Annotated in this window: 26 protein-coding genes; 8 read left to right on the plus strand and 18 right to left on the minus strand. The window is 51.3% G+C overall.

The features are described 5' to 3' along the window. On the minus strand, positions 1–519 hold the full coding sequence (tadA, locus tag J1779_RS24765) for a tRNA adenosine(34) deaminase TadA (RefSeq protein WP_217205010.1): 519 nt from the start codon (positions 517–519) through the stop codon (positions 1–3). A gap of 332 nt (positions 520–851) precedes the next feature. Here tadA and yiaY point away from each other — a divergent pair, with 332 nt between their 5' ends. Beyond that, the gene (gene yiaY, locus J1779_RS24770) at positions 852–2003 is read left to right on the plus strand and encodes an L-threonine dehydrogenase (protein ID WP_217205011.1); all 1152 of its coding nucleotides are present in this window, start codon (positions 852–854) and stop codon (positions 2001–2003) included. A 107-nt stretch (positions 2004–2110) separates the two neighbouring features. On the opposite strand, the gene yfhb is transcribed toward yiaY, so the two are convergent. The 3 genes from yfhb to murQ are packed head-to-tail and all read right to left on the minus strand — an operon-like array spanning position 2111 to position 5043. Continuing rightward, entirely contained in the window at positions 2111–2749 is a 639-nt protein-coding gene (yfhb, locus tag J1779_RS24775; RefSeq protein ID WP_056770871.1) for a phosphatidylglycerophosphatase C, read from the minus strand. A 4-nt stretch (positions 2750–2753) separates the two neighbouring features. After that, the gene (locus J1779_RS24780; protein ID WP_122096127.1) at positions 2754–4121 is read right to left on the minus strand and encodes a PTS transporter subunit EIIC; all 1368 of its coding nucleotides are present in this window, start codon (positions 4119–4121) and stop codon (positions 2754–2756) included. A gap of 28 nt (positions 4122–4149) precedes the next feature. After that, a complete protein-coding gene (murQ, locus tag J1779_RS24785; RefSeq protein ID WP_217205063.1) occupies positions 4150–5043 on the minus strand; it encodes an N-acetylmuramic acid 6-phosphate etherase in 894 nt (297 codons plus the stop codon). Positions 5044–5197: 154 nt separating this feature from the next. On the opposite strand from murQ, the gene J1779_RS24790 reads away from it, so the two are divergent. Continuing rightward, a complete protein-coding gene (locus J1779_RS24790; protein WP_217205012.1) occupies positions 5198–6046 on the plus strand; it encodes a MurR/RpiR family transcriptional regulator in 849 nt (282 codons plus the stop codon). Between the two features lie 99 nt (positions 6047–6145). Further along, positions 6146–6400, plus strand: a complete 255-nt coding sequence (locus J1779_RS24795) for a YfhL family 4Fe-4S dicluster ferredoxin (protein ID WP_056770866.1) — start codon at positions 6146–6148, stop codon at positions 6398–6400. 1 nt (position 6401) lies between these two features. Here J1779_RS24795 and acpS read toward each other — a convergent pair whose 3' ends face one another. The 7 genes from acpS to lepA all read right to left on the minus strand — a co-directional run bounded on the left by acpS (position 6402) and on the right by lepA (position 13027). Further along, entirely contained in the window at positions 6402–6782 is a 381-nt protein-coding gene (gene acpS, locus J1779_RS24800) for a holo-ACP synthase (RefSeq protein ID WP_056770863.1), read from the minus strand. Next, the gene (gene pdxJ / locus J1779_RS24805) at positions 6782–7513 is read right to left on the minus strand and encodes a pyridoxine 5'-phosphate synthase (RefSeq protein ID WP_056770860.1); all 732 of its coding nucleotides are present in this window, start codon (positions 7511–7513) and stop codon (positions 6782–6784) included. The genes acpS and pdxJ overlap by 1 nt, the downstream gene beginning before the upstream one ends. Before the next feature lie 102 nt (positions 7514–7615). Next, positions 7616–8353 carry a DNA repair protein RecO gene (recO, locus tag J1779_RS24810; RefSeq protein ID WP_056770858.1) on the minus strand — a complete coding sequence of 246 codons (738 nt, stop codon included), beginning with the start codon at positions 8351–8353 and terminating at the stop codon, positions 7616–7618. A gap of 14 nt (positions 8354–8367) precedes the next feature. After that, a complete protein-coding gene (gene era, locus J1779_RS24815) occupies positions 8368–9273 on the minus strand; it encodes a GTPase Era (RefSeq protein ID WP_056770854.1) in 906 nt (301 codons plus the stop codon). Further along, positions 9270–9950 (minus strand): ribonuclease III, encoded by a 681-nt coding sequence (gene rnc / locus J1779_RS24820; protein ID WP_056770851.1) that lies wholly within the window; start codon positions 9948–9950, stop codon positions 9270–9272. The genes era and rnc overlap by 4 nt, the downstream gene beginning before the upstream one ends. A gap of 268 nt (positions 9951–10218) precedes the next feature. Beyond that, a complete protein-coding gene (lepB, locus tag J1779_RS24825; protein ID WP_122096038.1) occupies positions 10219–11196 on the minus strand; it encodes a signal peptidase I in 978 nt (325 codons plus the stop codon). Between the two features lie 28 nt (positions 11197–11224). Further along, positions 11225–13027, minus strand: coding sequence for a translation elongation factor 4 (lepA, locus tag J1779_RS24830; RefSeq protein ID WP_056770843.1), 1803 nt, complete (start codon positions 13025–13027; stop codon positions 11225–11227). 421 nt (positions 13028–13448) lie between these two features. Here lepA and J1779_RS24835 point away from each other — a divergent pair, with 421 nt between their 5' ends. Then, complete coding sequence (locus J1779_RS24835) at positions 13449–14267, plus strand: hypothetical protein (RefSeq protein ID WP_056770839.1); 819 nt, start codon at positions 13449–13451, stop codon at positions 14265–14267. A gap of 47 nt (positions 14268–14314) precedes the next feature. Here the strand turns inward: J1779_RS24835 and rseC are convergent, their stop codons facing one another. Genes rseC through rpoE form a run of 4 tightly spaced genes read right to left on the minus strand, consistent with a single transcriptional unit; the run spans position 14315 to position 17036 of the window. Continuing rightward, positions 14315–14797: a SoxR-reducing system protein RseC gene (gene rseC, locus J1779_RS24840; protein WP_122096040.1), complete on the minus strand. Its 483-nt coding sequence runs from the start codon at positions 14795–14797 to the stop codon at positions 14315–14317. A 32-nt stretch (positions 14798–14829) separates the two neighbouring features. Continuing rightward, complete coding sequence (rseB, locus tag J1779_RS24845) at positions 14830–15783, minus strand: sigma-E factor regulatory protein RseB (RefSeq protein WP_056770832.1); 954 nt, start codon at positions 15781–15783, stop codon at positions 14830–14832. After that, positions 15783–16430, minus strand: a complete 648-nt coding sequence (rseA, locus tag J1779_RS24850; RefSeq protein WP_056770831.1) for an anti-sigma-E factor RseA — start codon at positions 16428–16430, stop codon at positions 15783–15785. Before rseA ends, rseB begins: the two co-directional genes overlap by 1 nt. Before the next feature lie 30 nt (positions 16431–16460). Continuing rightward, the gene (gene rpoE, locus J1779_RS24855) at positions 16461–17036 is read right to left on the minus strand and encodes an RNA polymerase sigma factor RpoE (RefSeq protein ID WP_056771962.1); all 576 of its coding nucleotides are present in this window, start codon (positions 17034–17036) and stop codon (positions 16461–16463) included. Positions 17037–17250: 214 nt separating this feature from the next. On the opposite strand from rpoE, the gene nadB reads away from it, so the two are divergent. Next, on the plus strand, positions 17251–18852 hold the full coding sequence (gene nadB, locus J1779_RS24860) for an L-aspartate oxidase (RefSeq protein WP_183848757.1): 1602 nt from the start codon (positions 17251–17253) through the stop codon (positions 18850–18852). Positions 18853–18909: 57 nt separating this feature from the next. Here the strand turns inward: nadB and trmN are convergent, their stop codons facing one another. Beyond that, complete coding sequence (gene trmN / locus J1779_RS24865) at positions 18910–19683, minus strand: tRNA(1)(Val) (adenine(37)-N(6))-methyltransferase TrmN (protein WP_217205013.1); 774 nt, start codon at positions 19681–19683, stop codon at positions 18910–18912. Positions 19684–19812: 129 nt separating this feature from the next. On the opposite strand from trmN, the gene srmB reads away from it, so the two are divergent. Beyond that, positions 19813–21141 carry an ATP-dependent RNA helicase SrmB gene (srmB, locus tag J1779_RS24870; protein ID WP_056770826.1) on the plus strand — a complete coding sequence of 443 codons (1329 nt, stop codon included), beginning with the start codon at positions 19813–19815 and terminating at the stop codon, positions 21139–21141. A gap of 87 nt (positions 21142–21228) precedes the next feature. Here srmB and grcA read toward each other — a convergent pair whose 3' ends face one another. Beyond that, positions 21229–21612, minus strand: coding sequence for an autonomous glycyl radical cofactor GrcA (gene grcA / locus J1779_RS24875; protein WP_056770823.1), 384 nt, complete (start codon positions 21610–21612; stop codon positions 21229–21231). A 340-nt stretch (positions 21613–21952) separates the two neighbouring features. Between grcA and ung the strand changes: the two genes are divergently transcribed. After that, on the plus strand, positions 21953–22639 hold the full coding sequence (gene ung / locus J1779_RS24880; RefSeq protein ID WP_217205014.1) for a uracil-DNA glycosylase: 687 nt from the start codon (positions 21953–21955) through the stop codon (positions 22637–22639). Positions 22640–22695: 56 nt separating this feature from the next. Here ung and grpE read toward each other — a convergent pair whose 3' ends face one another. Beyond that, the gene (gene grpE, locus J1779_RS24885) at positions 22696–23283 is read right to left on the minus strand and encodes a nucleotide exchange factor GrpE (RefSeq protein WP_056770817.1); all 588 of its coding nucleotides are present in this window, start codon (positions 23281–23283) and stop codon (positions 22696–22698) included. A 137-nt stretch (positions 23284–23420) separates the two neighbouring features. Here grpE and nadK point away from each other — a divergent pair, with 137 nt between their 5' ends. Next, the gene (gene nadK / locus J1779_RS24890; protein ID WP_056770813.1) at positions 23421–24299 is read left to right on the plus strand and encodes an NAD(+) kinase; all 879 of its coding nucleotides are present in this window, start codon (positions 23421–23423) and stop codon (positions 24297–24299) included. Positions 24300–24324: the final 25 nt, after the last annotated feature.

Here is a 24324-nt window from a genome sequence, read left to right on the forward strand (position 1 = left end):
TTATTCCGGCTCTGCGCCTTGTTCAGCAGCGCGTTTCGCCAGTCTGAGGGCTTTTTTCTGACTGCGACGATAACGGAAAAAAGCGCTCAGCTGTTCCGAACACGCCTGCGCCAGAACGCCGGAGGTAATCTCTATCTGATGATTCATGCCCGGATGGCGCAGCACGTCGAGCAGTGATCCGGCGGCACCGGTTTTAGCATCTGCCGCGCCATACACCACACGGCGGATCCGGCTGTGAATCATCGCGCCGGCACACATCACGCAAGGCTCCAGAGTGACATACAGCGTGGCATCAATCAGGCGGTAGTTTTGCACCGCGCAGCCGCCCTGGCGCAACGCCATAATTTCGGCATGTGCAGTCGGATCGTGATGCCCGATGGAACGGTTCCAGCCTTCACCAATGACCCGGTTATCCAAAACCAATACAGCGCCCACCGGCACTTCGCCTTCATCCTGCGCTTTCAGAGCCAGAGTCATGGCATATTGCATCCATTCTTCATCACCCTTTGTCTCGTTCATCACTGTTTCTGTCACTTCAACCTCAGCCAATATTTCCTGCGGTCATTATACCTTTGTTCAGCCGCCCCGCCCACGGCAGCCAGGTGTATTCAGCCAAACAAATTGATCTGATGAATGAGTAATATCTCTGATGGAGTTTACCTGATGCCGCATCACGGACTCCCTTTGAAAAACACTGAGCGAAACAGATAATAACCTTAATATTCATGAGGATTAGCACTGGCTTTTTGCGATAAAAAACAGCAAATATTGCGTCAGATCAAATCGTGTTACCGGTAACAATCATAAGATTTCCTTGTACCCACTAAGAATTAACAATAAGGAAATACATTATGGCTACTGCAACTTTCTTTATCCCTTCTGTCAATGTCATCGGTTCCGGCGCACTCAGCGAGGCCGCCGCCGCCATCTCCCAACACGGTTTTCATCATGCATTGATCGTTACCGATAAAGTGTTATTCGATATCGGCGTCGTTAAACAGGTTCAGGAATTACTGGCGCAAAGCGATGTGCAAAGCAGCGTCTACCACGGCACGCACCCTAACCCAACCACCCGCAATGTGCGCGAAGGCCTGGACGTTCTGCAACGCGATGGCTGTGACTGCGTAATTTCGCTCGGCGGCGGCTCTCCGCATGACTGTGCTAAAGGCATTGCGCTGCTCGCCACCAATGGCGGTGACATTAAAGATTATGAGGGCGTAGACCGCTCGGCAAAACCTCAGTTGCCGCTGATATCCATTAACACCACAGCCGGTACTGCGTCAGAAATGACCCGTTTTTGCATCATCACTGATGAAGAACGCCACATCAAAATGGCTATCGTCGATAAAAACGTCACACCGCTGATGTCCGTCAACGATCCTCATCTGATGGTCGGAATGCCTAAAGGGCTGACGGCTGCCACCGGGATGGATGCCCTGACTCATGCCATTGAAGCTTACGTCTCCAGCGCGGCGAACCCGATAACGGATGCCTGCGCTCTGAAAGCCGTCACTATGATTGCAGAGTCATTGCGTACCGCCGTGGAAGACGGCGCCAATATGCAGGCCCGTGAGAACATGGCATACGCGCAGTTCCTCGCCGGAATGGCCTTTAACAATGCGTCACTCGGCTACGTGCATGCCATGGCGCATCAGCTTGGCGGTTTCTATAACCTGCCACACGGTGTTTGTAACGCAGTGCTGCTGCCGTTCGTGCAGGAATACAATGCCCGCGTCGCCAGCCCGCGCCTGAAAGAAGTGGCCGCGGCGATGCATATCGATGTGGCGGACATGAGTGATGAGCAAGGTGCGAAAGCCTGTATCGATGCCATCCGCCAGCTGGCGCGCGACGTGGGGATCCCTGCGGGGTTGCGCGATTTGAAGGTCAAAGAGGAAGATTTTACTACGCTGGCGACCAATGCCCTCAACGATGCCTGTGCGCTGACTAACCCGATTCAGGGGACACATCAGGACATTGTCGGTATTTTTAAAGCGGCAATGTGATTCACTGAAAGAATTTCTCGAACTTGACGGGGGCGTTGAGGAAAAGAAAGTACAGAAAAGGCCGGATAACCGGCCTTTTCTTTTTGCGCGAAACAGAACGTCACGCTTTATTCCAGCTGTTGTAATTCCCCCTGCTTGCTGACACGAAAGCGGTGTTCACAAAAGAACAGCAACGGATTGTCCTGTTTGCTGTCGCTGTAGCCGCTGTAGAGTTTCAGCGGCGAACCGATCCGGCTTTCCAGTTGCACGACCTTCTCTTCTCCCAGACAACGTAACGGCAACACCCATCCCCCTTTCGCACGGGCGATCCGGCTGCCTACCAGTTTTACCTGCGGCAGAAACAGCGACGTGTCATAAACCTGCCGCACCAGATTTTCCGGCGAGCCGGTGATAAGCCAAACCTCAGTGTCATCACTCTCGAGATATTCGCGCAGGCGCCGCTGCACAACCGGGAACTCCACCACCTTCTGGCGAAATGCGTTAACAAACTGTAACTCCAGCGCCTTTAAACGCGCCTCGCTGTGCCCGAAAGTGATTGCCCACAGCAGCAGGCTCATTGGCCAGCGCGCGGCGCGCCCCTGAAAAAATAGCCCCAGCCCAATCAGCGGCAATAAAGGCACCACCAGAATCAGATTTTGCGGCATGCGCCAAAGCAGGAAGCGCAGAAAGGAACCAAACATATCCTGCTGATGCAATGTGCCATCAAGATCAAAAAAAACTACCCGTTGGTCAGGCTTCGTAGTCAATCCGTTACTCCTCGGGATCGTTGAACCCCATCATCCAGGTAAATATAAAACCAGCTAATACCGTAATGACTAAACCTGCCAGATACAACATCACTTTTCCAGAAACGATCGTCAGTGCCAGCGGCAATCCTGAAATCCCGAAGGTGATCACCGTGGCGACTTTCCAGTAACAGATGAGTGCGCCGCCGACGGCACCGCCCAGACAGGCGCCGATAAAAGGCCGCCCGAGAGGCAGCGTGACACCGAAAATCAACGGTTCGCCAATCCCCAGGATCCCGACCGGTAACGCACCTTTAATCACTTTTTTCAGACGGGCATTACGGGTTTTCATATAAACGGCGATCGCCGCGCCCACCTGCCCGACACCCGCCATTGCCAGAATCGGCAGCAAAGGATTGGAACCGTGAGCCTGAATCAGTTCTACGTGGATCGGCACTAATCCCTGATGCAAACCTGACAGTACCAGCGGCAAAAATGCCCCGGCCAGAATGGCGCCGACCAGTAAACCGCCTTTATCGATGGCAATATTGACACCGTGCGCAATGCCGTCCGAGATGTACCCCCCGAGCGGTTGCAGGATAATAATCGCCAGTGTCGCGGTGATAAGCGTGGTGATAAGCGGGTTGAGGATAAGCTCCACGGACTCCGGTAACCCCTCACGCAGACGTTTTTCCAGCCAGCACATCAGCGCCACCACCAGCAGTACGGCAATCACCCCGCCGCGACCGGGCTGCAACGTTTCGCCGAATAAGGTGATCTGCGCCAGCGCAGGGCTGGAGAGAATACCGGCCATCACGCCGCCCATCGCCTGCGAACCTCCGAACACCCGCGCCGCATTGACGCCGACCAGAATGTTCATGATGGCAAAAACGGCCCCGCCGAACACGGCCAGTAATCCAAGAATATTCGGATAATCGGTGGCAATCGATCCGGCGATGTCGGGGCGCTTGAGCAGGTTGATGATGCCCATGATCAGACCGGAAGCAATGAATGCGGGGATAAGCGGAATAAAGACGTCGGCAAGCTTTCGCAGCGCCCCGCTCATCGGCGCGGAGTATTTGGCTTTTGCATTCGCCTTGTTACGGGCAATGTCCGTTTCACCACCGCCGTTTTGGCGGGCAGGCGTAAGCTGTAAGCGCATGGCGTCGACGACTTTTGCCGCCGCACCCGGCCCGACAATAAACTGGTGCTGATCGCCCTGCTTAAGATAGCCCTTTATGCCGTCGAGCGTTTTCAGGCTGGTCAGATCTAAAAGCTGCTCATCCAGCACTTCCACACGCACGCGCGTCATGCAGTTTTCCAGCTTACTGATGTTTGCTTCGCCGCCCACACCCTGCAAAATTCTGGAAGCCAGCAGGTGAGTTTTATTCATCTCCGTCGCCATACTTATCCCCTTATGCTTAATCGGCCAGAGCCAGACGCAGGAATCCGTTATGTCTGGTCAGGCGTGCTTGCGCCTGTTGCGCATCAATGCCCGCCAGCAGCATCAGAATCGCCGGTTTTACTTCAAAATCAGTTTGCGCGAGCGCCTGTTCTGCAGCAGTTCGTTCCGCGCCGGTGGCCTCCACCACAATCCGGCAGGCACGATCCACCAGTTTGACGTTGGTCGCTTTCACATCCACCATCAGGTTCTGATAAACCTTGCCCGTTTTCACCATGGCACCGGTTGAAATCATATTGAGTACCAGTTTCTGTGCGGTACCGGATTTCAGACGTGTGGAGCCGGTCAGCGCCTCCGGGCCTACCACCGGGGAAATGGCGATATTGGCTTCGCGGGCAATCGGTGAGTCCGGGTTACAGGAAATCGCCACCGTCGCACATCCCAGCGTCGTGGCATAACGCAGCGCGCCAATCACATACGGCGTGCGTCCGCTGGCCGCCAGTCCGACAACCGTATCTTTCGCCGTCAGGTTTAGATTTTTTAAATCTTCAATGCCCAGATTTTCATCGTCTTCAGCACCTTCTACGGCTTTGAGCATGGCGCCGGGCCCACCGGCTATCAGCCCGACAACCACGCCATGCGGTACGCCAAACGTCGGCGGACACTCTGACGCATCCAGCACGCCCAGACGACCGCTGGTGCCTGCACCGAGATAAATCAGGCGCCCCCCGGCAGTCAAAGAGGCAGCGGCGTGGTCAACGGCCTGAGCAATCGCTGGCAGAACGAGGCTTATCGCCTCGGGCACTTTGCGATCCTGGTGATTAAAGCAGGTCACCAGCTCCAGCGTGGACATCTCATCCAGATTCATTGTTTCCGGATTACGGCTTTCTGAGATAAGGGAACCTAAGTTCATGGCATTGCTCATTGCACACTCCTGAATTTTTAATTCAAAATAATCATCCAATACTTGAATATTTTATTCATCAATGCGAGGAATATTTGCTACTTTAGATAACATAATCAGTAAAACGTGATGTTGGTATTTTGAGGCACGGGGATAACCCACCATGAGTTGTATGATTCGGATCCGCCAGCTATACCCATCGCTGGCACAAAATGATCGCAAGCTGGCTGATTTTTTACTGGATCAGCCGGAAGAAGCGCGCCATCTGAGTTCACAGAAGCTGGCTGAGATGGCAGGCGTCAGCCAGTCAGGCGTGGTGAAATTCGCGCAGAAATTGGGATATAAAGGTTTTCCGGCGCTGAAGCTGGCGATGAGCGAATCCCTGGCATCGCCTAAAAACAGCCCGCCGGTCACGGTACATAATCAGATCCTGAGCACCGACAGTCTGCAGGTGGTCGGAGAGAAACTGCTGGCGGAAAAACAGGCGGCATTGCGCGCCACGCTGGATATCAACGGCGAGGCACGGTTGCAAATCGGGTTGTCGATGCTGAGCGAGGCCAGAAAAATCGTGCTGACGGGGATCGGCGCATCAGGTCTGGTGGCGAAAGATCTGGCCTATAAACTGCTGAAAATTGGCGTAACGGCCATCGCCGAATCAGACACCCATGTGCTTATCGCGACGGTTCAGGCGCTGTCTAAAAAAGATTTACTGCTGGCGATTTCCTCCAGCGGCGAGCGCAGCGAGATTAATCTGGCGGCGCGGGTGGCCAGAGAAAGTGGGGCTAAAGTGCTGGCGATCACCGGTTTTACGCCGAATACGCTGCAACAACAGGCCGATCACTGCCTGTACACCGTTGCCGAATTGCCGGCGACCCGTGGTGCCGCGCTCTCTGCCACGACGGCGCAATATTCCCTGACCGATTTGCTGTTTGTCGCGCTGGTTCAGCAGGATACCGAGCATGCGCCGGAGCGTATCCGCCACAGCGAAGAGTTGGTAAAGAAGCTGATTTGATCAGGATCAGTTCAGACAAGGATAGGCGCTGGCGTGGAACCTACGCCAGCGCAATTCTGATATACTGCGCGCCCTGATTATTGAGAGATGAGACACATTATGGCCCTGCTGATCACACACAAATGCATTAATTGCGACATGTGCGAACCGGAGTGTCCGAATCAGGCGATCTCGATGGGCAACGAGATTTACGAAATTGACAGCGATCGCTGTACAGAATGTGTCGGCCATTACGATAAGCCGACCTGCCAGAGTGTCTGCCCGATCGATAATACGATTATTATCAATCCGCAACACACCGAATCCAACGAACAGCTGTGGGATAAATTTGTGGTGCTGCATCACGCCGTGTAAATCAGTTTTCGATAATCACGGTAGCACAGGCATAACGGCGTTCATCGGCCAGCGTCACGTGTACGGCTTTTACCCCGAGCTCCGCCGCCATTTCCGCCGCGCGGGCGTGAAAAATCAGCCCCGGTTTTCCCAGCACGTCGTTTACCACTTCGAACTGCTCAAACGCCAGACCGTTACGGATCCCCGTTCCCAGCGCTTTGGCGGCGGCTTCCTTGACGGCAAAACGTTTTGCCAGAAAGCGAACCGGCTGCTGATGCTGCTGATAAACAGCCCATTCGCTGGCGCATAAAATACGTTTTGCCAGCCGGTCGCCACTGCGTTCAATCACTGCTTCGATACGGGTTATCTCAACGATATCCGTACCTAAACCTAAAATAGTCATTAACGACGTGCTTCCCGCATCAGATTTTTCATCTCGCGCACTGCACCTGACAAACCATCAATCACGGCCTGACCAATAATCGCATGACCAATGTTCAGTTCGTGCATTTCCGGCATCGCGGCGATCGGCTGTACGTTGTGATATGTCAGCCCGTGGCCGGCATTCACTTTCAGCCCTTTACCTGCGGCGTACGCAGCACCTTGTTTAATGCGATGAAGTTCTGCCTCACGCTCAAGATCCGTCTTCGCTTCTGCGTATGCGCCGGTATGAATTTCGATATAAGGAGCACCGACGGCAACTGCGGCATCGATCTGACGTAAATCCGCATCAATAAACAGAGAAACCAGAATACCGGCCTCACTCAGTCGCGACACGGCGACGGTCATTTTATCGATCTGCCCTGCAACGTCCAGACCGCCTTCCGTGGTCACTTCTTCACGCTTTTCCGGCACAAGACAGCAGAAGTGCGGAAGGATTTCACAGGCAATGCCAACCATCTCATCCGTCACTGCCATTTCGAGATTCATGCGGGTCTGAATAGTCTGACGCAGCAGGCGCACATCGCGATCGGTGATGTGGCGGCGGTCCTCGCGCAGGTGAACGGTGATGCCATCAGCACCCGCTTGTTCTGCAATAAACGCAGCCTGAACGGGATCAGGGTAAGCCGTACCGCGTGCATTACGCAGTGTCGCGACATGATCAATGTTAACGCCCAACAGCAACTCGGCCATAACAACTCCAGATTTTAGAATGGATTAATTTACGGGTGGATCAAAAAACCATTCCCGCAGTTTACACCCTTGAACGCTACGGCGTGTAGTGCGGGGGGTAAATTAGCTGGCAGAATTGTCAGAAGGTGCAACGGGTTTTTTAACCTGAAACTGGCGAAACAGCTCACGGCTTTTCAGTGGCTTACCACCGAGATACGGCTTCAATGCGATGCGCGTAAAACGTTTGGCGGCTCGCAAGGTTGCGACGTCGGGGAAATCACGGCTTGCAAGCGCCTTCAGGTCTTTGCCGGTGAAACTGGTATTGTCGATAACCAGACTGGCGATAAACCCTTTCTCTTCGCGATAACGGTAGGTCATGGTGTCAGTGACTTCTTCGCCGCTGCCTGCACAATGCAGGAAATCGACGCCATAGCCAAGATGGTGCAATAGCGCTAGTTCAAACTGCCGCAAGGCATATTCAGGAGAGCCCGTGGCGCCCGCAAGATTTTGCAAACAATTGAGATAATCGAAGAATAACGAGGAGTAGTTAGCTTCCTGCTCAAGAACGCGGGAAACAAGCTCATTGACATAGAGGCCGCTGTAAAGCATCAAACCAGACAGAGGAAGTGCGAGAGACACCGGCTCGGCGTTACGCAGGGTTTTCACTTCTCCCCGCCCGCTCCAGCGAACCAGTAATGGCGTAAAAGGCTGCAGGCAGCCTTTCAGATTGGACCGGCGGCCACGCGCACCTTTAGCCAGTATGCGCACCCGCCCTTGTCCCTCAGTGAATAAATCCAGCATGAGACTGGTTTCACTGTAAGGTCGCCCATGCAAAACAAATGCGCGTTGCCAGCCTTCCATAGGCGCGGACCTTATTATAAGTCGTCTACATAACCCAGGCTACGCAGCGCACGTTCATCATCTGCCCAGCCGGATTTGACCTTAACCCACAATTCAAGATGAACCTTCGCTTCAAACATGTTTTCCATGTCCTGGCGTGACTCGATACCGATCGTCTTGATTTTTGAGCCTTTATTACCAATAACCATTTTTTTCTGGCCTTCACGTTCTACCAGAATCAGGCCATTGATATCGTAACCGCCGCGCTCGTTACTCACGAAACGTTCAATTTCAACGGTCACTGAATAAGGCAGCTCTTCGCCGAGGAAACGCATCAGTTTTTCACGGATGATTTCAGAAGCCATAAAGCGCTGTGAACGGTCAGTAATGTAATCTTCAGGGAAGTGATGAATCGCTTCCGGCAGACGCTTACGAACAATGCTGGCGATTGTATCCACGTTGATACGTTTTTCCGCCGACATTGGGACGATATCGATGAAGTTCATCTGCTCGCTGAGGAACTGCAGGTGCGGCAACAGCTTCGATTTGTCAGTGACATTATCGATTTTGTTGATCGCCAGCAGCACCGGCGCTTTGATATCGCGCAGTTTGTTCACGACCATTTCGTCGTCAGGCGTCCAATGGGTGCCTTCAACAACAAAAATAACCAGCTCAACATCACCGATGGAACTGCTTGCAGCACGGTTCATCAGGCGGTTAATCGCCCGCTTTTCTTCCATGTGCAGCCCCGGGGTATCAACATAGATGGCCTGATATGGGCCTTCAGTATGGATCCCCATGATACGGTGACGGGTGGTTTGCGGTTTACGCGAAGTAATGGAGATTTTCTGCCCCAGTAATTCGTTCAGCAAGGTTGATTTGCCGACGTTTGGTCGGCCAACAATGGCTATAAAACCACAGTAATTCTTTTCTTCGCTCATTCAAGCTCCAGCTGTATCAGCGCTTGTTCCGCTGCCGCCTGCTCGGCTTTTCTGCGACTTGAGCCGGTTCCTACAACCGGTTGGCTCAAGCCACTGACCTGGCAGTGGATGGTAAACTCTTGGTCGTGCGCTTCACCGCGAACCTGCACAACCAGATAAGAAGGCAACGGCAGATGACGACCTTGCAAAAACTCCTGTAACCGGGTTTTTGGGTCTTTCTGCTTATCACCGGGACTGATTTCGTCTAAACGACTACGGTACCAATCGAGAATCAGCTTTTCGACGTTCTGGATATCACTGTCCAGGAACACGCCGCCAATGAGTGCCTCCACCGTATCCGCAAGAATTGACTCACGGCGGAAACCACCACTTTTTAATTCGCCCGGCCCTAAACGCAAGCATTCACCGAGATCGAATTCACGTGCCATTTCAGCTAACGTATTTCCACGAACCAGCGTGGCTCGCATACGACTCATATCGCCCTCGTCAACACGAGGAAAACGTTGGTACAACGCGTTAGCAATCACATAACTAAGAATGGAATCACCCAGGAACTCTAAACGCTCATTGTGTTTACTGCTTGCGCTGCGGTGAGTCAGTGCCTGCAATAAAAGTTCCTGCTGTTGAAAAGTGTAGCCCAGCTTCCGCTGAAGCCTGTTTATTACGATGGGATTCATGAGTTACCAATAGATCAAGAATGCGTCAAAAACTTCAGCATACGGAACAGGCCTGCTTCGCCCTAAGCCAATCCAAAGCTGTTTCGTTTGCAGTGGCTCTCAGTGCTTTTTAATAAAAAATTAAAATCAGGAGAGCCAACTTTTATCGCCCGAAGGGTTATTCTACAACGTGTGGACATTTAATGCTGCGCTAATGTGCCCGCGATCACTGAAGTTGCAGGGGTATTATCCTCCTGCAACTCGAATAACTCAGGGGCAGCAACAGGCGTTAATGAATTCCACCGATACGGCTTAAACGAACGCCGGTAGGCCATTCACCTTCCTGTTTTTTAAAGCTCATCCAAATAGCAGACGCTTTACCCACTAAATTCTTTTCTGGCACAAAGCCCCAATAACGGCTGTCTGCGCTGTTATCACGGTTATCGCCCATCATGAAATAATGGCCGGCTGGGACAACCCAGGTGCCCATTGGCTGCCCTGGTTGGCGGTAATAAGCACCCAACTGGTCACGTGCGCCAGGCACAGTCAGAATATGGTGCGTCACATTTCCCAATGTTTCATTGAACTGCACCAAACGGACGCCGTCCTGAGGAACATTCGCCGTTGGCGGTGTTTCAAAGAAGCCACTGCTCGCTTCGCCACCCGAAGACTGACCAAATGTCTGAACGAAATCACTGGCAACGCCGGTGTCGTAAGTCACGGCCAGCGCGGTATTACAATTACTGCCGCTCTGACAGGCTGGCTGAATAGTCACTTGCTTACTGAAAGGATCGTAAGTCACACGATCACCCGGCAAGCCCACCAGACGTTTAATATAGTCCACCTTGGTATTCAGCGGATATTTGAACACCACCACATCGCCGCGTTTCGGCTCGCCCGTTTCGATAAGTTTAGTCTGAGTAATAGGATCTTTCAGACCGTAGGCATATTTTTCTACCACGATGAAATCGCCGATCAACAGCGTAGGCATCATGGAGCCTGACGGGATCTGGAAGGGTTCATAAATGAATGAACGCACCACAAACACGACGAGCAAAACCGGGAATACTGAAGCACAGGTTTCTACCCAACCTGGCTGCTTCGCCACCTTGTTCAGCGTTGTATCGTCAACAGCACCGCCGGTTTCAGCCTTAATTTTCGCAATTTTAGCCCGACGAGCGGGTGCCAGTTTAAAACGATCAAGGCACCAAATAATCCCTGACACCAGCGTTGCAATCGCCAGAATCAGGGCAAACATGTTAGCCATGCATACTCCCTACAACTCAATTAAGGATTTATTTATTGCCGTCTTTGCCCACATGGAGAATGGCCAGGAACGCTTCCTGAGGCAACTCGACGTTACCCACTTGCTTCATGCGTTTCTTACCATCTTTCTGTTTCTGCAACAGTTTTTTCTTACGACTTACGTCACCGCCGTAGCACTTAGCCAAAACGTTTTTACGTAACTGTTTAACCGTTGAGCGGGCGATGATATGTGCACCAATCGCCGCCTGGATAGCAATATCAAACTGCTGACGCGGGATGAGTTCCTGCATTTTCTCAACCAACTGGCGACCGCGACCTTGTGAGTTACCACGGTGAGTAATCAGCGCCAGGGCATCCACACGTTCGCCGTTGATTAGAACATCAACACGTACCATGTCAGAAGCCTGAAAACGTTTGAAATTGTAATCAAGTGAAGCATAACCGCGGGACGTTGATTTCAGACGGTCAAAGAAATCAAGAACCACTTCCGCCATAGGGATCTCGTAGGTCAGCGCAACCTGGTTGCCGTGGTAAACCATGTTGGTCTGAACACCACGTTTCTCAATGCACAGCGTAATGACGCTACCCAGATATTCCTGAGGCATCAGCATGTGGCATTCAGCAATAGGTTCACGCAGTTCCTGAATATTATTCAGCGCAGGAAGTTTAGACGGGCTGTCCACGTAAATGGTTTCGTTACTTGTGGTCACCACTTCGTAAACTACCGTCGGAGCCGTGGTGATCAGGTCTAAATCGTATTCACGTTCGAGACGTTCCTGAATGATTTCCATGTGCAGAAGACCCAGGAAACCAATACGGAAGCCGAAGCCTAACGCTGTAGAACTTTCTGGTTCATAGAACAGAGAAGCATCGTTCAGGCTGAGTTTGCCCAGCGCGTCACGGAAGTTTTCATAATCGTCGGAGCTGACCGGGAACAGACCGGCATAAACCTGTGGCTTCACTTTCTTAAAACCAGGCAGGACTTTATCCGCAGGATTACGTTGCAGTGTCAGAGTATCGCCCACCGGTGCGCCGAGGATGTCTTTAATCGCACAGACCAGCCAGCCCACTTCACCACAATTAAGAATATCTTTATCGACACGTTTTGGCGTGAAAATACCCAGACGGTCGGCGTTATAAACCTGTCCGGTACTCATCACTTTAATCTTGTCGCCTTTTTTCATGGTGCCGTTTTTGATACGCACCAGAGAGACGACACCAAGATAGTTATCGAACCAGGAGTCGATGATCAGAGCCTGTAAAGGCGCGTCAGGGTCGCCCTCTGGCGGGGGAACATCACGCACCAGACGTTCAAGCACTTCAGGGACACCGACACCGGTTTTTGCGGAACAACGCACCGCATCCGTCGCATCGATACCAACGATATCTTCGATTTCCTGAGCAGCGCGATCGGGATCGGCGGCTGGCAGGTCGATTTTGTTCAGAACAGGAACGACTTCCAGATCCATTTCCATCGCGGTGTAGCAGTTAGCCAGGGTCTGAGCCTCTACGCCCTGCCCTGCATCCACGACCAGCAACGCGCCTTCACACGCCGCCAGTGAACGGGAAACTTCATAAGAGAAGTCAACGTGGCCCGGCGTGTCGATAAAGTTCAGGTGATAGACCTGACCATCTTTCGCTTTGTAATCGAGGGTCACGCTTTGGGCTTTGATGGTGATGCCACGCTCACGCTCCAGATCCATCGAGTCGAGGACCTGCGATTCCATTTCACGGTCGGACAACCCACCGCAAATTTGAATAATACGGTCGGACAGCGTCGACTTACCGTGGTCAATGTGGGCAATAATGGAGAAATTTCGTATATGCTTCATTATAAAAGTTTTTCTGCCTTGGTATTTCTGGATCATTCGCCATGAACATACAGCGACGGTTTGTAGGTTGGCTGTCTTTCGCCTGAGTCGCAGCATTCTACATGCCAGCACTGTGAAAACCTAGTCTCGACATCCCCTAAGTCCAGATTATGCAAGCTTTGCCAACGGGCTGAACTCACATTGACAGCGGATCCCTCCTGCCAGCTTCCCCGAAAGGGACCTCACGATTTTACTGCGAACCTCTGCGCATCACGCTAAGACAACATACGCTTTAGGAAAATACCCATATACAAAATGCATTATTAAAACCTAATATATTGTTATAAAAAGAAAATATTATTTCAAAAATATCATTCAACTGCCCCATTCTTCCTTAAGCATCTTTTATTTTTTAACTCAATCCGGTCACAAGGTTATCATCATGATCAATGAAGGGCGGCTGCTCAGTCAGCATGGCTTTGCCAAAGCCAACTCGTGGATCACTCTGGTCCTGTCAATTCTCTTACTGGTCGCCGGAGCAGTGCAACTTGCCTTACTGCTGACCGTTGATCACTCAACTAACAGTCTCTACAGCGTTTTCTTTACTGCACTGCTGAGTATTGCGCTGGGCGTTGTGCTGATCTTTTTACGACGCCTGATCCGGCCTCAGCAAATATATCAGCTGCATGAAAATGGCATTTTGGTTATAAGTCAGGAAGATAAGAAAAACAGGTTCATCCCTTTTGAAAGGATTATGGATATATATCGTTTCAGGACGGGAAAATATACGCGACGGATTTTAAATACCATGCTGTTTCGCGAAGAAAATAGCAGAATCTGGCACCGTATCACCCCAAATATTGCGAACTCAGAACGGTTAATCGAGATCATTAAAACCGAACAACTGATTTTTCGGGGCCCGTGGGCATTAAATACTCTGGCTCAGGGCGGGGATATCCATTTCACCAGCATGACCCATTCACACTGCGGCTTAAAACGGTTTTTCAGTAATAAGCTTATGATGATGAATGAGAAAAAAATCAGACTTAGCGCGCTGGCACTCAATGCAGATGGCGGTAAAACAGTACCGATAGAGGATATTCAGTTTATCAGTGGTGGCAGCAACAGTCCGCTGGTCAGACTGCTCGATAAACATGGCAGAATTTTATTCTCCGTGCCCTACACATCATTGTCCAGCGCCGATCTTTTTATCGCACTGATCGAACATATGATTCAGAACCGGATCCCGGTCAGGCATTAGAGTGAGAATATTAAGGCCGTTATATCACCCGATATAACGGCCTTAAATCAGGAAGGAAGTTGCTGATCGTGATCTGTGGCATAACGGAATGCATTGGGGGGAAGACCCACCTGCAAAATAACGGGCTGATAACCTGACTTGCCATCGACTTTAGCTGCCAGGGTTTTAGCAATCAAAAAACCAAGCCCGCCGCCAAGTACCGCCCCAACCACTGCGTAAACATCCGCTTTCATCAGTGACTGCAGCACACCGCCACCCAGTATCACACCAAACAGCGGCGTCATATACACCAGAAAAGCAGAACGCAGCAGGCTTCCTTCAGGAATACCCAGTTCGACTTTTTGCCCTGGCTCAAGGCGTTCGGAGATGTTGACCTGCAAATTATGTTCGGTTTGCGGCCCTAATTCGTTGAGCACACGGGCACCACAGCCTGACCGTGAATGGCAACTACTGCACCCCGCCTGCGTTTCGCAACGCAGTGTAGCAATGCCGTCTTGCCACGAAACCACCGTGGCCCATTCTTTCATCATGTGATCACCCGAAAATTCTTTAGTAGAAAGCGTTATTTTGCCGCGAAGACTATGCTGTCAGCAACACGTTTGGCCGTTGAAGGCGGTAATTCGCCCACAACCGTAATTTCATTTCCATTACGTATTTCCGTTTGCACTGTTCTTCGCCCCTGCCTGATCAACTGCTCAGAAGGGCCATTGGTGGTTGCACTGACGTTAACAGAGAAACTGAAAAGCCCATCAGTATACAAACGAGACTCTATCGTCACCGGCATATTTGGCAAGGTTCTGCGACTGCTCGCCACTTCGGTGACACCCGCCGGAAGCCATTTAACCTGCCATGCAAATTTCACCTGCTCGGAAGCAGGTAATGAAAGCACAGGAGGCAGATTTGCTTTCTCGAGATCGCCCAAGGAGCTGATGACTTGTTTATCAGCGTCGCTGAAACTGATGACCCGGAACTGTTCGAGCGTTTCGCCATCGCGATCCAACAGATCAACGCGCATCGGCAATTTCGTTTCTTCATCCACCCAAATCACATAGCTAAAACGAGTTCCATCGCGAGAAACGACGCGGATAACCTGACTCAAACGGTCAGCGGCACGCGCACGTCCTACGGCGATAAAATCGTAATATTTTGAGAGCAGGGAGAAATCACTGAAAACAATTGAAGGCAGCGAATCAACGATATGATCGCCATCCAGGGTGAAGGGTTGTAACCCAGTTTCAAAGTAGCTGATGTCTTTTCCACGCTGGACAATTTCACGGCGCGGACCATCCATCAACACTAACTGAGCCAGAGAGCTTCGGTTAGATATAGCATGACGATAGCGATAGGAATCAATTCCTTGCTTCGTGATGTTGATGAAACCCATTTCATAATTCAGCGACTGGCTGGCCTTGCCCATCTCTTGTAATAAAGCCTCGGTAGGGGATTCAGCCGAGGCGATACCAGAAGAAAGCAGGCCGCCTGTCACTAAACAAACGGCAAACCAAATTTGCTTCATTACTGCGTTTGCGTTCCTAAAGACTGATTACCAGGGACCTGAACAGCGGCTTGCTGTGGAGTAACAGGCTCAAGTTGTAGCTGCTCAGAGTGCAAGCGGCGCTGCAATTCGTAGTCCTGCAACATAGCGTTGATACGCTTGCGTTGTTCCTGCACGTTCTGTTGCCCACTGGCCGAGTTACCTTCGCTTGGTACACCGAAGCTAACAGGGGAAGCTTTGCCCATCATAGGCAGGGTATTGAACGCCGGGGTTTCTGGCGAAGCGCCGGTAGCGTCAGGCTGATTGTAGTGCTGGACACCGACAATCACCGCCAGCGACACACAGGCTGCGACACCGACCTGAGTCAGCTGGCTTGCCCAAGGGCGAACCTTCTGCCAGAACGGCATTTTTTGCCAGGTATGAGGTTGAGGTTGCGATTCGGTTGCAGAGCCAGGCACCAGTTTAACCGGCTCGTTTGCCAGCGCAGCGGCCACACGATCTGCGATATCCAGATGCACCACATTCCCAATATCACCACGCAAGGTATCGCGTATCAAATGATAACTCTGCCAGTTTTGTTGAAGCGCACGGTCTGTTGATAACGAACTTAACAGTTCGGAATCAATGGCTTCACCATCCATCAGAGCGGAAAGCTTTTCTTTCTGCATGCCTAAGTACCCTTCCTGTGTCCGTCATCTCTAACGCTGGATGAGCGGTTGAACTTTGTTATCAATTGCTTCCCGGGCACGGAATATTCGGGATCGTACCGTACCCACCGGACAGTCCATGATGGTCGCTATCTCTTCGTAGCTTAATCCATCCAGCTCCCTCAGAGTAATCGCCATGCGAAGATCTTCCGGGAGTGCTTCAATAGTACGGAAAACTATTTGCCGTAACTCTTCTGACAACATCAAGTTCTCAGGGTTCGATATTTCTTTCAGGGCGCCGCCACTTTCGAAATTTTCGGCTTCGTTTGCATCCACATCACTCGATGGTGGACGCCGTCCCTGAGCGACTAAATAATTTTTCGCTGTATTGACTGCAATTCGATACAGCCAGGTATAAAAAGCACTGTCGCCACGGAAAGATTCCAGCGCACGATAGGCTTTAATGAAAGATTCCTGAACCACATCAGGCACATCGCCCTGTGGCACGTAGCGGGATACCAGGCTCGCTACCTTATGCTGGTAACGGATAACCAGTAAATTGAACGATTTTTGATCACCCTTCTGGACCCGCTCAACCAGAACTTGATCGGCTAACTGCTCGCTCATCCGAGGTAAAATCTCCCCAAAACTATCTCCGCGCATAAAGTCGTACTGCCAGCTTTCATCATTATATTCCTGAGCAAGTACTGCTTGGAGTTCACATGGAACCTTAAGTTCCACATCGCCATTGTTTTTTCTATTGAAGTCTCATGCCCGTGGCTTTTGCACGGAGGTTTAGGCTAACATGAATTTCCCTCTTCTTCTGCAAACATCATACGTTATGCAACCTTCATCTGAATTTGTTAGCGATGTATTGATAATCGGAAGTGGTGCTGCGGGCCTTTCTTTGGCTTTGCGACTTGCAGACCACTGTCACGTTACTGTTCTCAGTAAAGGCCCCCTCAACGAAGGTTCCACATTTTACGCTCAGGGTGGTATCGCCGCCGTTTTCGATGAAGCAGACAGCATTGCCTCACACGTCGAAGACACATTAATTGCTGGCGCAGGTTTATGCGATAAAGAAGCTGTTGAATTTATCGCCAGCAATGCTCGCCATTGTGTTCAATGGTTAATCGACCAGGGAGTCCTGTTTGATACCGAAACGAACGCCAGCTCAGAAGAGCGTTATCACCTGACCCGTGAAGGTGGTCACAGCCACCGCAGGATCCTGCATGCTGCTGATGCAACAGGTAAAGAAGTAGAAACTACGCTGGTAAGTAAAGCAAGAGCGCACCCCAATATTTGTGTTAAGGAACGCTATAATGCGGTGGATTTAATTACCTCCAGCAAAGTTGGATTAGCCGGTACTCAGCGGGTGGTGGGCGCGTACGTCTGGAACCGTGATAAAGAACATGTCGAGACGCTGCGAGCCAAAGCCGTCGTTCTGGCAACGGGCGGTGCAGCAAAAGTGTATCAGTACACCACCAATCCGGATATTTCCTCCGGCGATGGCGTTGCCATGGCCTGGCGCGCGGGCTGTCGTGTTGCTAATCTCGAATTCAACCAGTTTCATCCGACCTGCCTCTATCATCCTCAGGCACGCAATTTCCTTCTGACTGAAGCCCTGCGCGGCGAAGGTGCCGTGCTAAAACGCCCCGACGGCTCACGCTTTATGCCGGACTTTGATGCACGTGGCGAACTGGCTCCGCGCGATGTGGTCGCCAGAGCTATCGACCATGAAATGAAGCGTCTCGGTGCAGATTGTATGTATCTGGATATCAGCCACCGCCCACCGGAATTCATCAAACATCACTTTCCGATGATTGATGAAAAACTGAGCTCACTGGGCATTGATTTGACCAAAGAAGCGATTCCGATTGTTCCTGCCGCGCACTACACCTGTGGCGGCGTAATGGTTGATCAGCATGGGCGAACCGATCTTGACGGCCTCTACGCTATCGGTGAAGTCAGTTACACCGGTTTGCATGGCGCAAACCGTCTGGCCTCGAACTCATTACTGGAATGCGTGGTTTACGGCTGGTCAGCGGCTGAAGATATCATCAAGCGCCTGCCTCACGTCAAACTGGCGAAAAACCTGCCGCAATGGGACGAAAGCCGTGTGGACAACTCCGATGAACAGGTCGTGATCCAGCATAACTGGCATGAGTTGCGATTGTTTATGTGGGATTATGTCGGGATCGTGCGTACCACGAAACGCCTCGAACGCGCGCTGCGTCGCATCATGACCCTGCAACAGGAGATTGATGAGTATTATGCAAACTTCCGCATTTCAAATAACCTGCTCGAGTTGCGCAATCTGGTGTTAGTCGCCGAACTGATTGTGCGTAGCGCCATGGAACGTAAGGAAAGCCGCGGGCTGCACTACACGCTGGATTATCCTGATTTACAGGAAAATCCACAGCCAACGATCCTCCAGCCCTGATGGCGCGAAGTGCGAAGGAACGCACTTTTCTCATTTTTGCCTTTAATTGCACTCTTCTCAGTAATTCAGATAAAAATCCGTGATCAATGCGCAAAATTCTTCGCTGTAGATCCCTTCAGATTTTCGCAGTGCCAGTTCTTGATCCCGCAATTCTGCGGGTTGCTTTGAGAGCGTGAGCAGCAGCCGGTTTAAAGGTTTACCCGGACGATCCCGTACGGCCATCCGCCAGTGGCTGAACCAGCCTTTCTGATGCGCCATGGTTTCAAATGCCATACCAATTTCATAAGGCAGCACAACGCTGAACACACCGTCAGGCGTGATGAGCTTTGCGGCGCACTCAAGCAGAGCATCGTGGGTCAGCGTTTCGGTATAGCGCGCCGCATTACGGGCCTCATCGCGGCAGGCCACTGCCGACTCAAAATACGGCGGATTGCTGACGATCAGGTCATAGGTTGCGGGGTGTGCTTCTGCAAAGAGATTGATATCCTGCTCAAACACAGCCAGCCTTTTCGCCCAGCAAGACTCATGGAAATTCTCAGCGGCCTGTCCGGCGGCGGCGGATTCCAGTTCAACCGCATCAATTTGCGTTTGCGGGCCGCTGCGCTGTGCCAGCATCAACGCAATAAGACCGCTGCCGCAGCCGATATCCAGGATACGTCGTGCCTGCGTCACGGGGGCTGTAGCGCCCAGCAGGACACTGTCTGTACCGACTTTCATCGCACAACGGTCATGGGCGACAAAGAACTGTTTAAAGGTAAATCCATTACGCCGTAAAGGCTGTGTGGAACTGGCTTCTTTTGTCACTAATTTCACCGTAATTGCGCCTGCCATCAGGCCTGTGAACGAAAACTGACGTAGCATAGGGCAAAGAGATGCAGAGGAAAAGGCACACAAACCGCTTAAATAGGTGAAGATCGCGTCTAACACGTCTATAATCGGCGCCCCAAGTAGAGGTAGACCATGACTGTAACGAATTTTTCCGAACTCGAACTCGATGAACGCCTGTTAGACGCCTTAGGCGAAAAAGGCTATACCCGCCCGACTGTCATTCAGGCAGAGGCAATTCCGCCTGCAATGGACGGACGCGATGTGTTGGGTTCGGCTCCTACCGGCACCGGCAAAACAGCGGCATTCCTGTTGCCTGCATTGCAGCATTTGCTGGATTTCCCGCGTAAGAAATCTGGTCCGCCACGTATTCTGATCCTCACGCCAACGCGTGAACTGGCCATGCAGGTTGCCGATCAGGCCCGCGAACTGGCAAAGCATACCGATCTGGATATCGCAACGATCACCGGCGGTGTGGCTTATATGAACCACGCTGAAGTCTTCAGTGAAAACCAGGACATCGTCGTTGCGACGACAGGCCGTTTGCTGCAATACATCAAAGAAGAAAACTTCGATTGCCGCGCCATTGAAACGCTGATCCTTGATGAAGCCGATCGCATGCTGGACATGGGTTTTGCTCAGGATATCGAAACGATTTCAGCCGAAGCACGCTGGCGTAAACAGACGTTGCTGTTCTCCGCAACGCTGGAAGGGGAAGCCATCCGTGAATTCGCCGAACGCATCCTGACCGAGCCGGTCGAGATCGAAGCCGATCCGTCACGTCGCGAGCGCAAGAAGATCCTGCAATGGTATTACCGCGTCGATGATGTGCCACACAAAACACAGATGTTGATCCACCTGCTCAAACAGGAAGATGTCACTAAATCAGTGATCTTCGTGCGTAAGCGTGAACGGGTACACGAACTGGTTGCATGGCTGCGTGAAGCAGGGATCAACTCCTGCTATCTGGAAGGCGAGATGGTTCAGGTCAAGCGTACTGAAGCCGTTAAGCGCATGGTTGAAGACCGCGTGAACGTGCTCGTTGCCACTGATATCGCCGCGCGCGGTTTGGATATCAATGACATCAGCCACGTCTTTAACTTCGACCTGCCACTGACTGCGGATATCTATCTGCACCGTATTGGCCGTACCGGTCGTGCGGGCCGTAAAGGCACAGCCATTTCATTCGTTGAAGCGCATGACCATCTGCTGCTGGGCAAAATTGGGCGTTATTTGAACGAGCCATTGAAAGCCCGCGTGATTGATGAACTTCGCCCGAAAACGAAAGCGCCAAGCGAGAAGACTACCGGTAAGCCATCGAAGAAAGTGTTGGCGAAGCGCAAAGAGAAGCAGAAAGCGTCGCAGGAAAAATCGAAAGTGAAAGTCAAAGTTCGCCATCGCGACAGTAAAAATGTCGGCAAACGCCGCGTAAAACCTGATGCTGCGAAAGACACGTCAAAATAAGTATCCGTTAGTTATCTGATACAGATGAAAAAAAACCGCCTTTTCAGGCGGTTTTTTTATGGGCATCACACCCGGAAAACCCTTTAATTACAGGCTTTCTGTGAAGGTACGGGTGATAACGTCACGCTGCTGTTCTGCAGTCAGTGAGTTGAAGCGCACCGCATAGCCGGAAACGCGGATAGTCAGCTGTGGGTATTTTTCAGGATGCTTCACAGCATCTTCCAGAGTCTCGCGACGCAGTACGTTTACGTTCAGGTGTTGACCCCCTTCCACGCGTACAGTCGGTTGAATTTCCATTGGCACTTCACGGTATTCAAACTGGCCCAGTTCGCTTACAGCCACGATCTGGTCTTCCGCATAACCTGCTTTCGCACATACGCAGCGAGCTTCCGCTTTTTCATCATCCAGCAACCAGAAAGAGTTTTTCAGTGCTTCGTTGTTGGTTTTGGTAATTTGGATCCCGGTGATCATATATTGCCTCCATAATTGGCTACGATACTGTTAATTGGTGGGTATCAGATTCTTACAGCAATCTGTTGTTCCTGCTCTCAGATATAACAGCACTACACCCCGCAATCTTTGACTAATATCAATCTTTTCAGTGTGGTCATTTCATCATCACGGCATATTTATGTTTTACATCAATTTTTCCAAGCCTCTCGCTTAAATTATTTTTGTAAATTATCAATAAAATTTGCATACAAATCCTCAAACCGCAGATAACTATGGGTAAAGGGAGGTGCGGGTTTCACTGTGATGAACGAGCAGGTAAGCTACGCCCATCAAAATAACCTTAAAAAGGAGAGCGTCAATGTCCACCACTCTCACCTGGCATGACGTGATTGGTCAGGAAAAAGAAAAACCTTACTTCATTGATACATTGAAGTTTGTCGCAGCGGAACGGGCTGCAGGCAAGACCATTTATCCACCGCAGCAGGATGTGTTTAATGCATTCCGTTCAGCGGAACTGGCGGATGTGAAAGTCGTCATTCTCGGGCAGGATCCTTACCACGGTCCGAATCAGGCTCATGGACTTTCATTTTCAGTGCGTCCCGGCATTCCTGCTCCTCCTTCGCTGGTGAATATGTATAAAGAGCTGGTGACCGATATTCCGGGGTTTGAGCGCCCAGGCCACGGCTACTTACAGAGCTGGGCCGATCAGGGCGTGTTGCTGCTCAACACGGTATTAACCGTGGAAGGCGGACAGGCACATTCACATGCCAAACTGGGTTGGGAAACGTTCACCGATCGGGTCATTGCGGCGCTGAATGAAAATCGCGAAGGGATTGTCTTTTTACTCTGGGGTTCTCACGCGCAGAAGAAGGGCAATATTATCGACCGAAACCGTCATCATGTGTTGAAAGCGCCACACCCTTCCCCACTTTCTGCACACCGGGGGTTTCTGGGATGTAAGCATTTTTCACAGGCAAATGCTTTACTGGAACAACAAGGCCTCACGCCGATTAACTGGACGCCGGTATTACCCGATCAGGCATAAAAAAGAGGCACCCGCAAAGGTGCCTCTCTCATTAAATCAGTCTGTTGAAAACAGAATCAGGCTTTGGCTTTAGACACCGCAACCATCGCAGGACGTAACAGACGGCCATTCAGCGTATAACCCTTCTGCATCACCATGATAACGTGATTAGGTTCCAGCTCTTCGGATTCCATCATCGTCATCGCCTGGTGCAGTTCAGGGTTGAATGGCACGTGAATATCACCCACCACTTCCATACCGAACTTACGAACCGCATCCAGCATTGATTTCAGGGTCAGTTCTACCCCCTCAATCAGACCTGTCAGCTCAGGGTTAGATTTATCAGCCAAATCGATCGCACGTTCCAGGTTATCAATCACTGGCAGCAATTCGCCGGAGAATTTTTCCAGGGCGAATTTATGTGCTTTCTCAATATCCAGCTCGGTGCGGCGACGGACGTTTTCCACTTCCGCTTTAGCACGCAGCAGGCTGTCACGCTCACGCTGCTGGACTTCTTTCAGCTGTGCTTCTAATTCAGCAATGCGTTCATCGCGCGGGTCAACGACATCTGCCGCCTGAGTTTCCGCTTCCGCATGCAGCTCTTGTTCCTGATTCAGTTCTTCAGAGACTTGCTCGTCAGGTGTCTTATGTTCTTTACTACTCATGAATATCTCCGCGTTTTAGCATTAATCTTGCTAGTTGGCTTATTATGGGGATCAAAACCGGGGTTTCAAGGTTTGGTTTTGAATGAAACCGGTCATAATGCAGGAGTCATCACACCCTGCTGAGGATAACCACAGCGATGAATAAAAAATTTAAGTGCATTGGGATCGTCGGACACCCTCGCCATCCTTCCGCACTTGCCACCCACGAAATGCTCTATCACTGGCTAATTTCAAAAAATTATCAGGTGATTGTCGAGCGGCAGGTGGCGCAAGATTTAGCTCTTGAAGGCGCACAAACCGGTAGTCTGGCAGAAATCGGGAAATTAGCAGATCTGGCCGTGGTGGTGGGAGGCGACGGCAATATGCTGGGCGCAGCCCGCGTGCTGGCGCGTTACGACATCAAAGTTATCGGCATTAACCGCGGCAATCTGGGATTTTTGACTGATCTGGATCCCGATAACGCGTTACAGCAACTGGATGACGTTCTGCAGGGCGAATATATCAGCGAGCAACGCTTCCTGCTCGAAGCAATGGTGCGCTGCAAAGATCAGCAATGTCGTGTGAGCACGGCCATCAACGAAGTGGTTCTGCACCCCGGAAAAGTCGCGCACATGATTGAATTTGAAGTCTATATCGACGACAAATTCGCGTTTTCACAACGTTCGGACGGGCTGATTATTTCAACACCGACCGGTTCGACCGCGTATTCGCTGTCAGGCGGCGGGCCAATCCTGACCCCGACTCTCGAAGCGATAGCGCTGGTGCCCATGTTCCCGCATACGCTGTCAGCCCGACCGCTGGTGATCAACAGTAACAGCACGATTTGCCTGCGCTTCTCGCACATGAGCACCGACCTGGAAATCAGCTGTGACAGCCAAATCGCGTTGCCAATTCAACCAGGCGAAGAAGTGGTGATCCGCCGCAGTGAGTTCCATTTAAACCTGATTCATCCGAAAGATTACAGCTATTTCAATACATTGAGCACTAAACTCGGATGGTCGAAAAAATTGTTCTGATCCCTAAAAAATAATTCGCCAGCCC

Source organism: Rahnella rivi (genome assembly GCF_019049655.1).
In the GTDB taxonomy this organism is placed as follows: Bacteria; Pseudomonadota; Gammaproteobacteria; order Enterobacterales; family Enterobacteriaceae; genus Rahnella; species Rahnella rivi.

What these genes read in the sequence shown, in the direction of transcription:
- J1779_RS24780 (WP_122096127.1), bottom strand. Translation starts at nt 4,121, where the DNA reads ATGAATAAAACTCACCTGCTGGCTTCCAGAATTTTGCAGGGTGTGGGC.
- grpE (WP_056770817.1), bottom strand. Translation starts at nt 23,283, where the DNA reads ATGAGTAGTAAAGAACATAAGACACCTGACGAGCAAGTCTCTGAAGAA.
- tadA (WP_217205010.1), bottom strand. Translation starts at nt 519, where the DNA reads ATGAACGAGACAAAGGGTGATGAAGAATGGATGCAATATGCCATGACT.
- nadK (WP_056770813.1), top strand. Translation starts at nt 23,421, where the DNA reads ATGAATAAAAAATTTAAGTGCATTGGGATCGTCGGACACCCTCGCCAT.
- murQ (WP_217205063.1), bottom strand. Translation starts at nt 5,043, where the DNA reads ATGAACTTAGGTTCCCTTATCTCAGAAAGCCGTAATCCGGAAACAATG.
- J1779_RS24795 (WP_056770866.1), top strand. Translation starts at nt 6,146, where the DNA reads ATGGCCCTGCTGATCACACACAAATGCATTAATTGCGACATGTGCGAA.
- acpS (WP_056770863.1), bottom strand. Translation starts at nt 6,782, where the DNA reads ATGACTATTTTAGGTTTAGGTACGGATATCGTTGAGATAACCCGTATC.
- lepA (WP_056770843.1), bottom strand. Translation starts at nt 13,027, where the DNA reads ATGAAGCATATACGAAATTTCTCCATTATTGCCCACATTGACCACGGT.
- rseC (WP_122096040.1), bottom strand. Translation starts at nt 14,797, where the DNA reads ATGATGAAAGAATGGGCCACGGTGGTTTCGTGGCAAGACGGCATTGCT.
- lepB (WP_122096038.1), bottom strand. Translation starts at nt 11,196, where the DNA reads ATGGCTAACATGTTTGCCCTGATTCTGGCGATTGCAACGCTGGTGTCA.
- yiaY (WP_217205011.1), top strand. Translation starts at nt 852, where the DNA reads ATGGCTACTGCAACTTTCTTTATCCCTTCTGTCAATGTCATCGGTTCC.
- pdxJ (WP_056770860.1), bottom strand. Translation starts at nt 7,513, where the DNA reads ATGGCCGAGTTGCTGTTGGGCGTTAACATTGATCATGTCGCGACACTG.
- rseA (WP_056770831.1), bottom strand. Translation starts at nt 16,430, where the DNA reads ATGCAGAAAGAAAAGCTTTCCGCTCTGATGGATGGTGAAGCCATTGAT.
- J1779_RS24835 (WP_056770839.1), top strand. Translation starts at nt 13,449, where the DNA reads ATGATCAATGAAGGGCGGCTGCTCAGTCAGCATGGCTTTGCCAAAGCC.
- grcA (WP_056770823.1), bottom strand. Translation starts at nt 21,612, where the DNA reads ATGATCACCGGGATCCAAATTACCAAAACCAACAACGAAGCACTGAAA.
- srmB (WP_056770826.1), top strand. Translation starts at nt 19,813, where the DNA reads ATGACTGTAACGAATTTTTCCGAACTCGAACTCGATGAACGCCTGTTA.
- rpoE (WP_056771962.1), bottom strand. Translation starts at nt 17,036, where the DNA reads ATGAGCGAGCAGTTAGCCGATCAAGTTCTGGTTGAGCGGGTCCAGAAG.
- era (WP_056770854.1), bottom strand. Translation starts at nt 9,273, where the DNA reads ATGAGCGAAGAAAAGAATTACTGTGGTTTTATAGCCATTGTTGGCCGA.
- ung (WP_217205014.1), top strand. Translation starts at nt 21,953, where the DNA reads ATGTCCACCACTCTCACCTGGCATGACGTGATTGGTCAGGAAAAAGAA.
- recO (WP_056770858.1), bottom strand. Translation starts at nt 8,353, where the DNA reads ATGGAAGGCTGGCAACGCGCATTTGTTTTGCATGGGCGACCTTACAGT.
- trmN (WP_217205013.1), bottom strand. Translation starts at nt 19,683, where the DNA reads ATGGCAGGCGCAATTACGGTGAAATTAGTGACAAAAGAAGCCAGTTCC.
- J1779_RS24790 (WP_217205012.1), top strand. Translation starts at nt 5,198, where the DNA reads ATGAGTTGTATGATTCGGATCCGCCAGCTATACCCATCGCTGGCACAA.
- rnc (WP_056770851.1), bottom strand. Translation starts at nt 9,950, where the DNA reads ATGAATCCCATCGTAATAAACAGGCTTCAGCGGAAGCTGGGCTACACT.
- nadB (WP_183848757.1), top strand. Translation starts at nt 17,251, where the DNA reads ATGCAACCTTCATCTGAATTTGTTAGCGATGTATTGATAATCGGAAGT.
- rseB (WP_056770832.1), bottom strand. Translation starts at nt 15,783, where the DNA reads ATGAAGCAAATTTGGTTTGCCGTTTGTTTAGTGACAGGCGGCCTGCTT.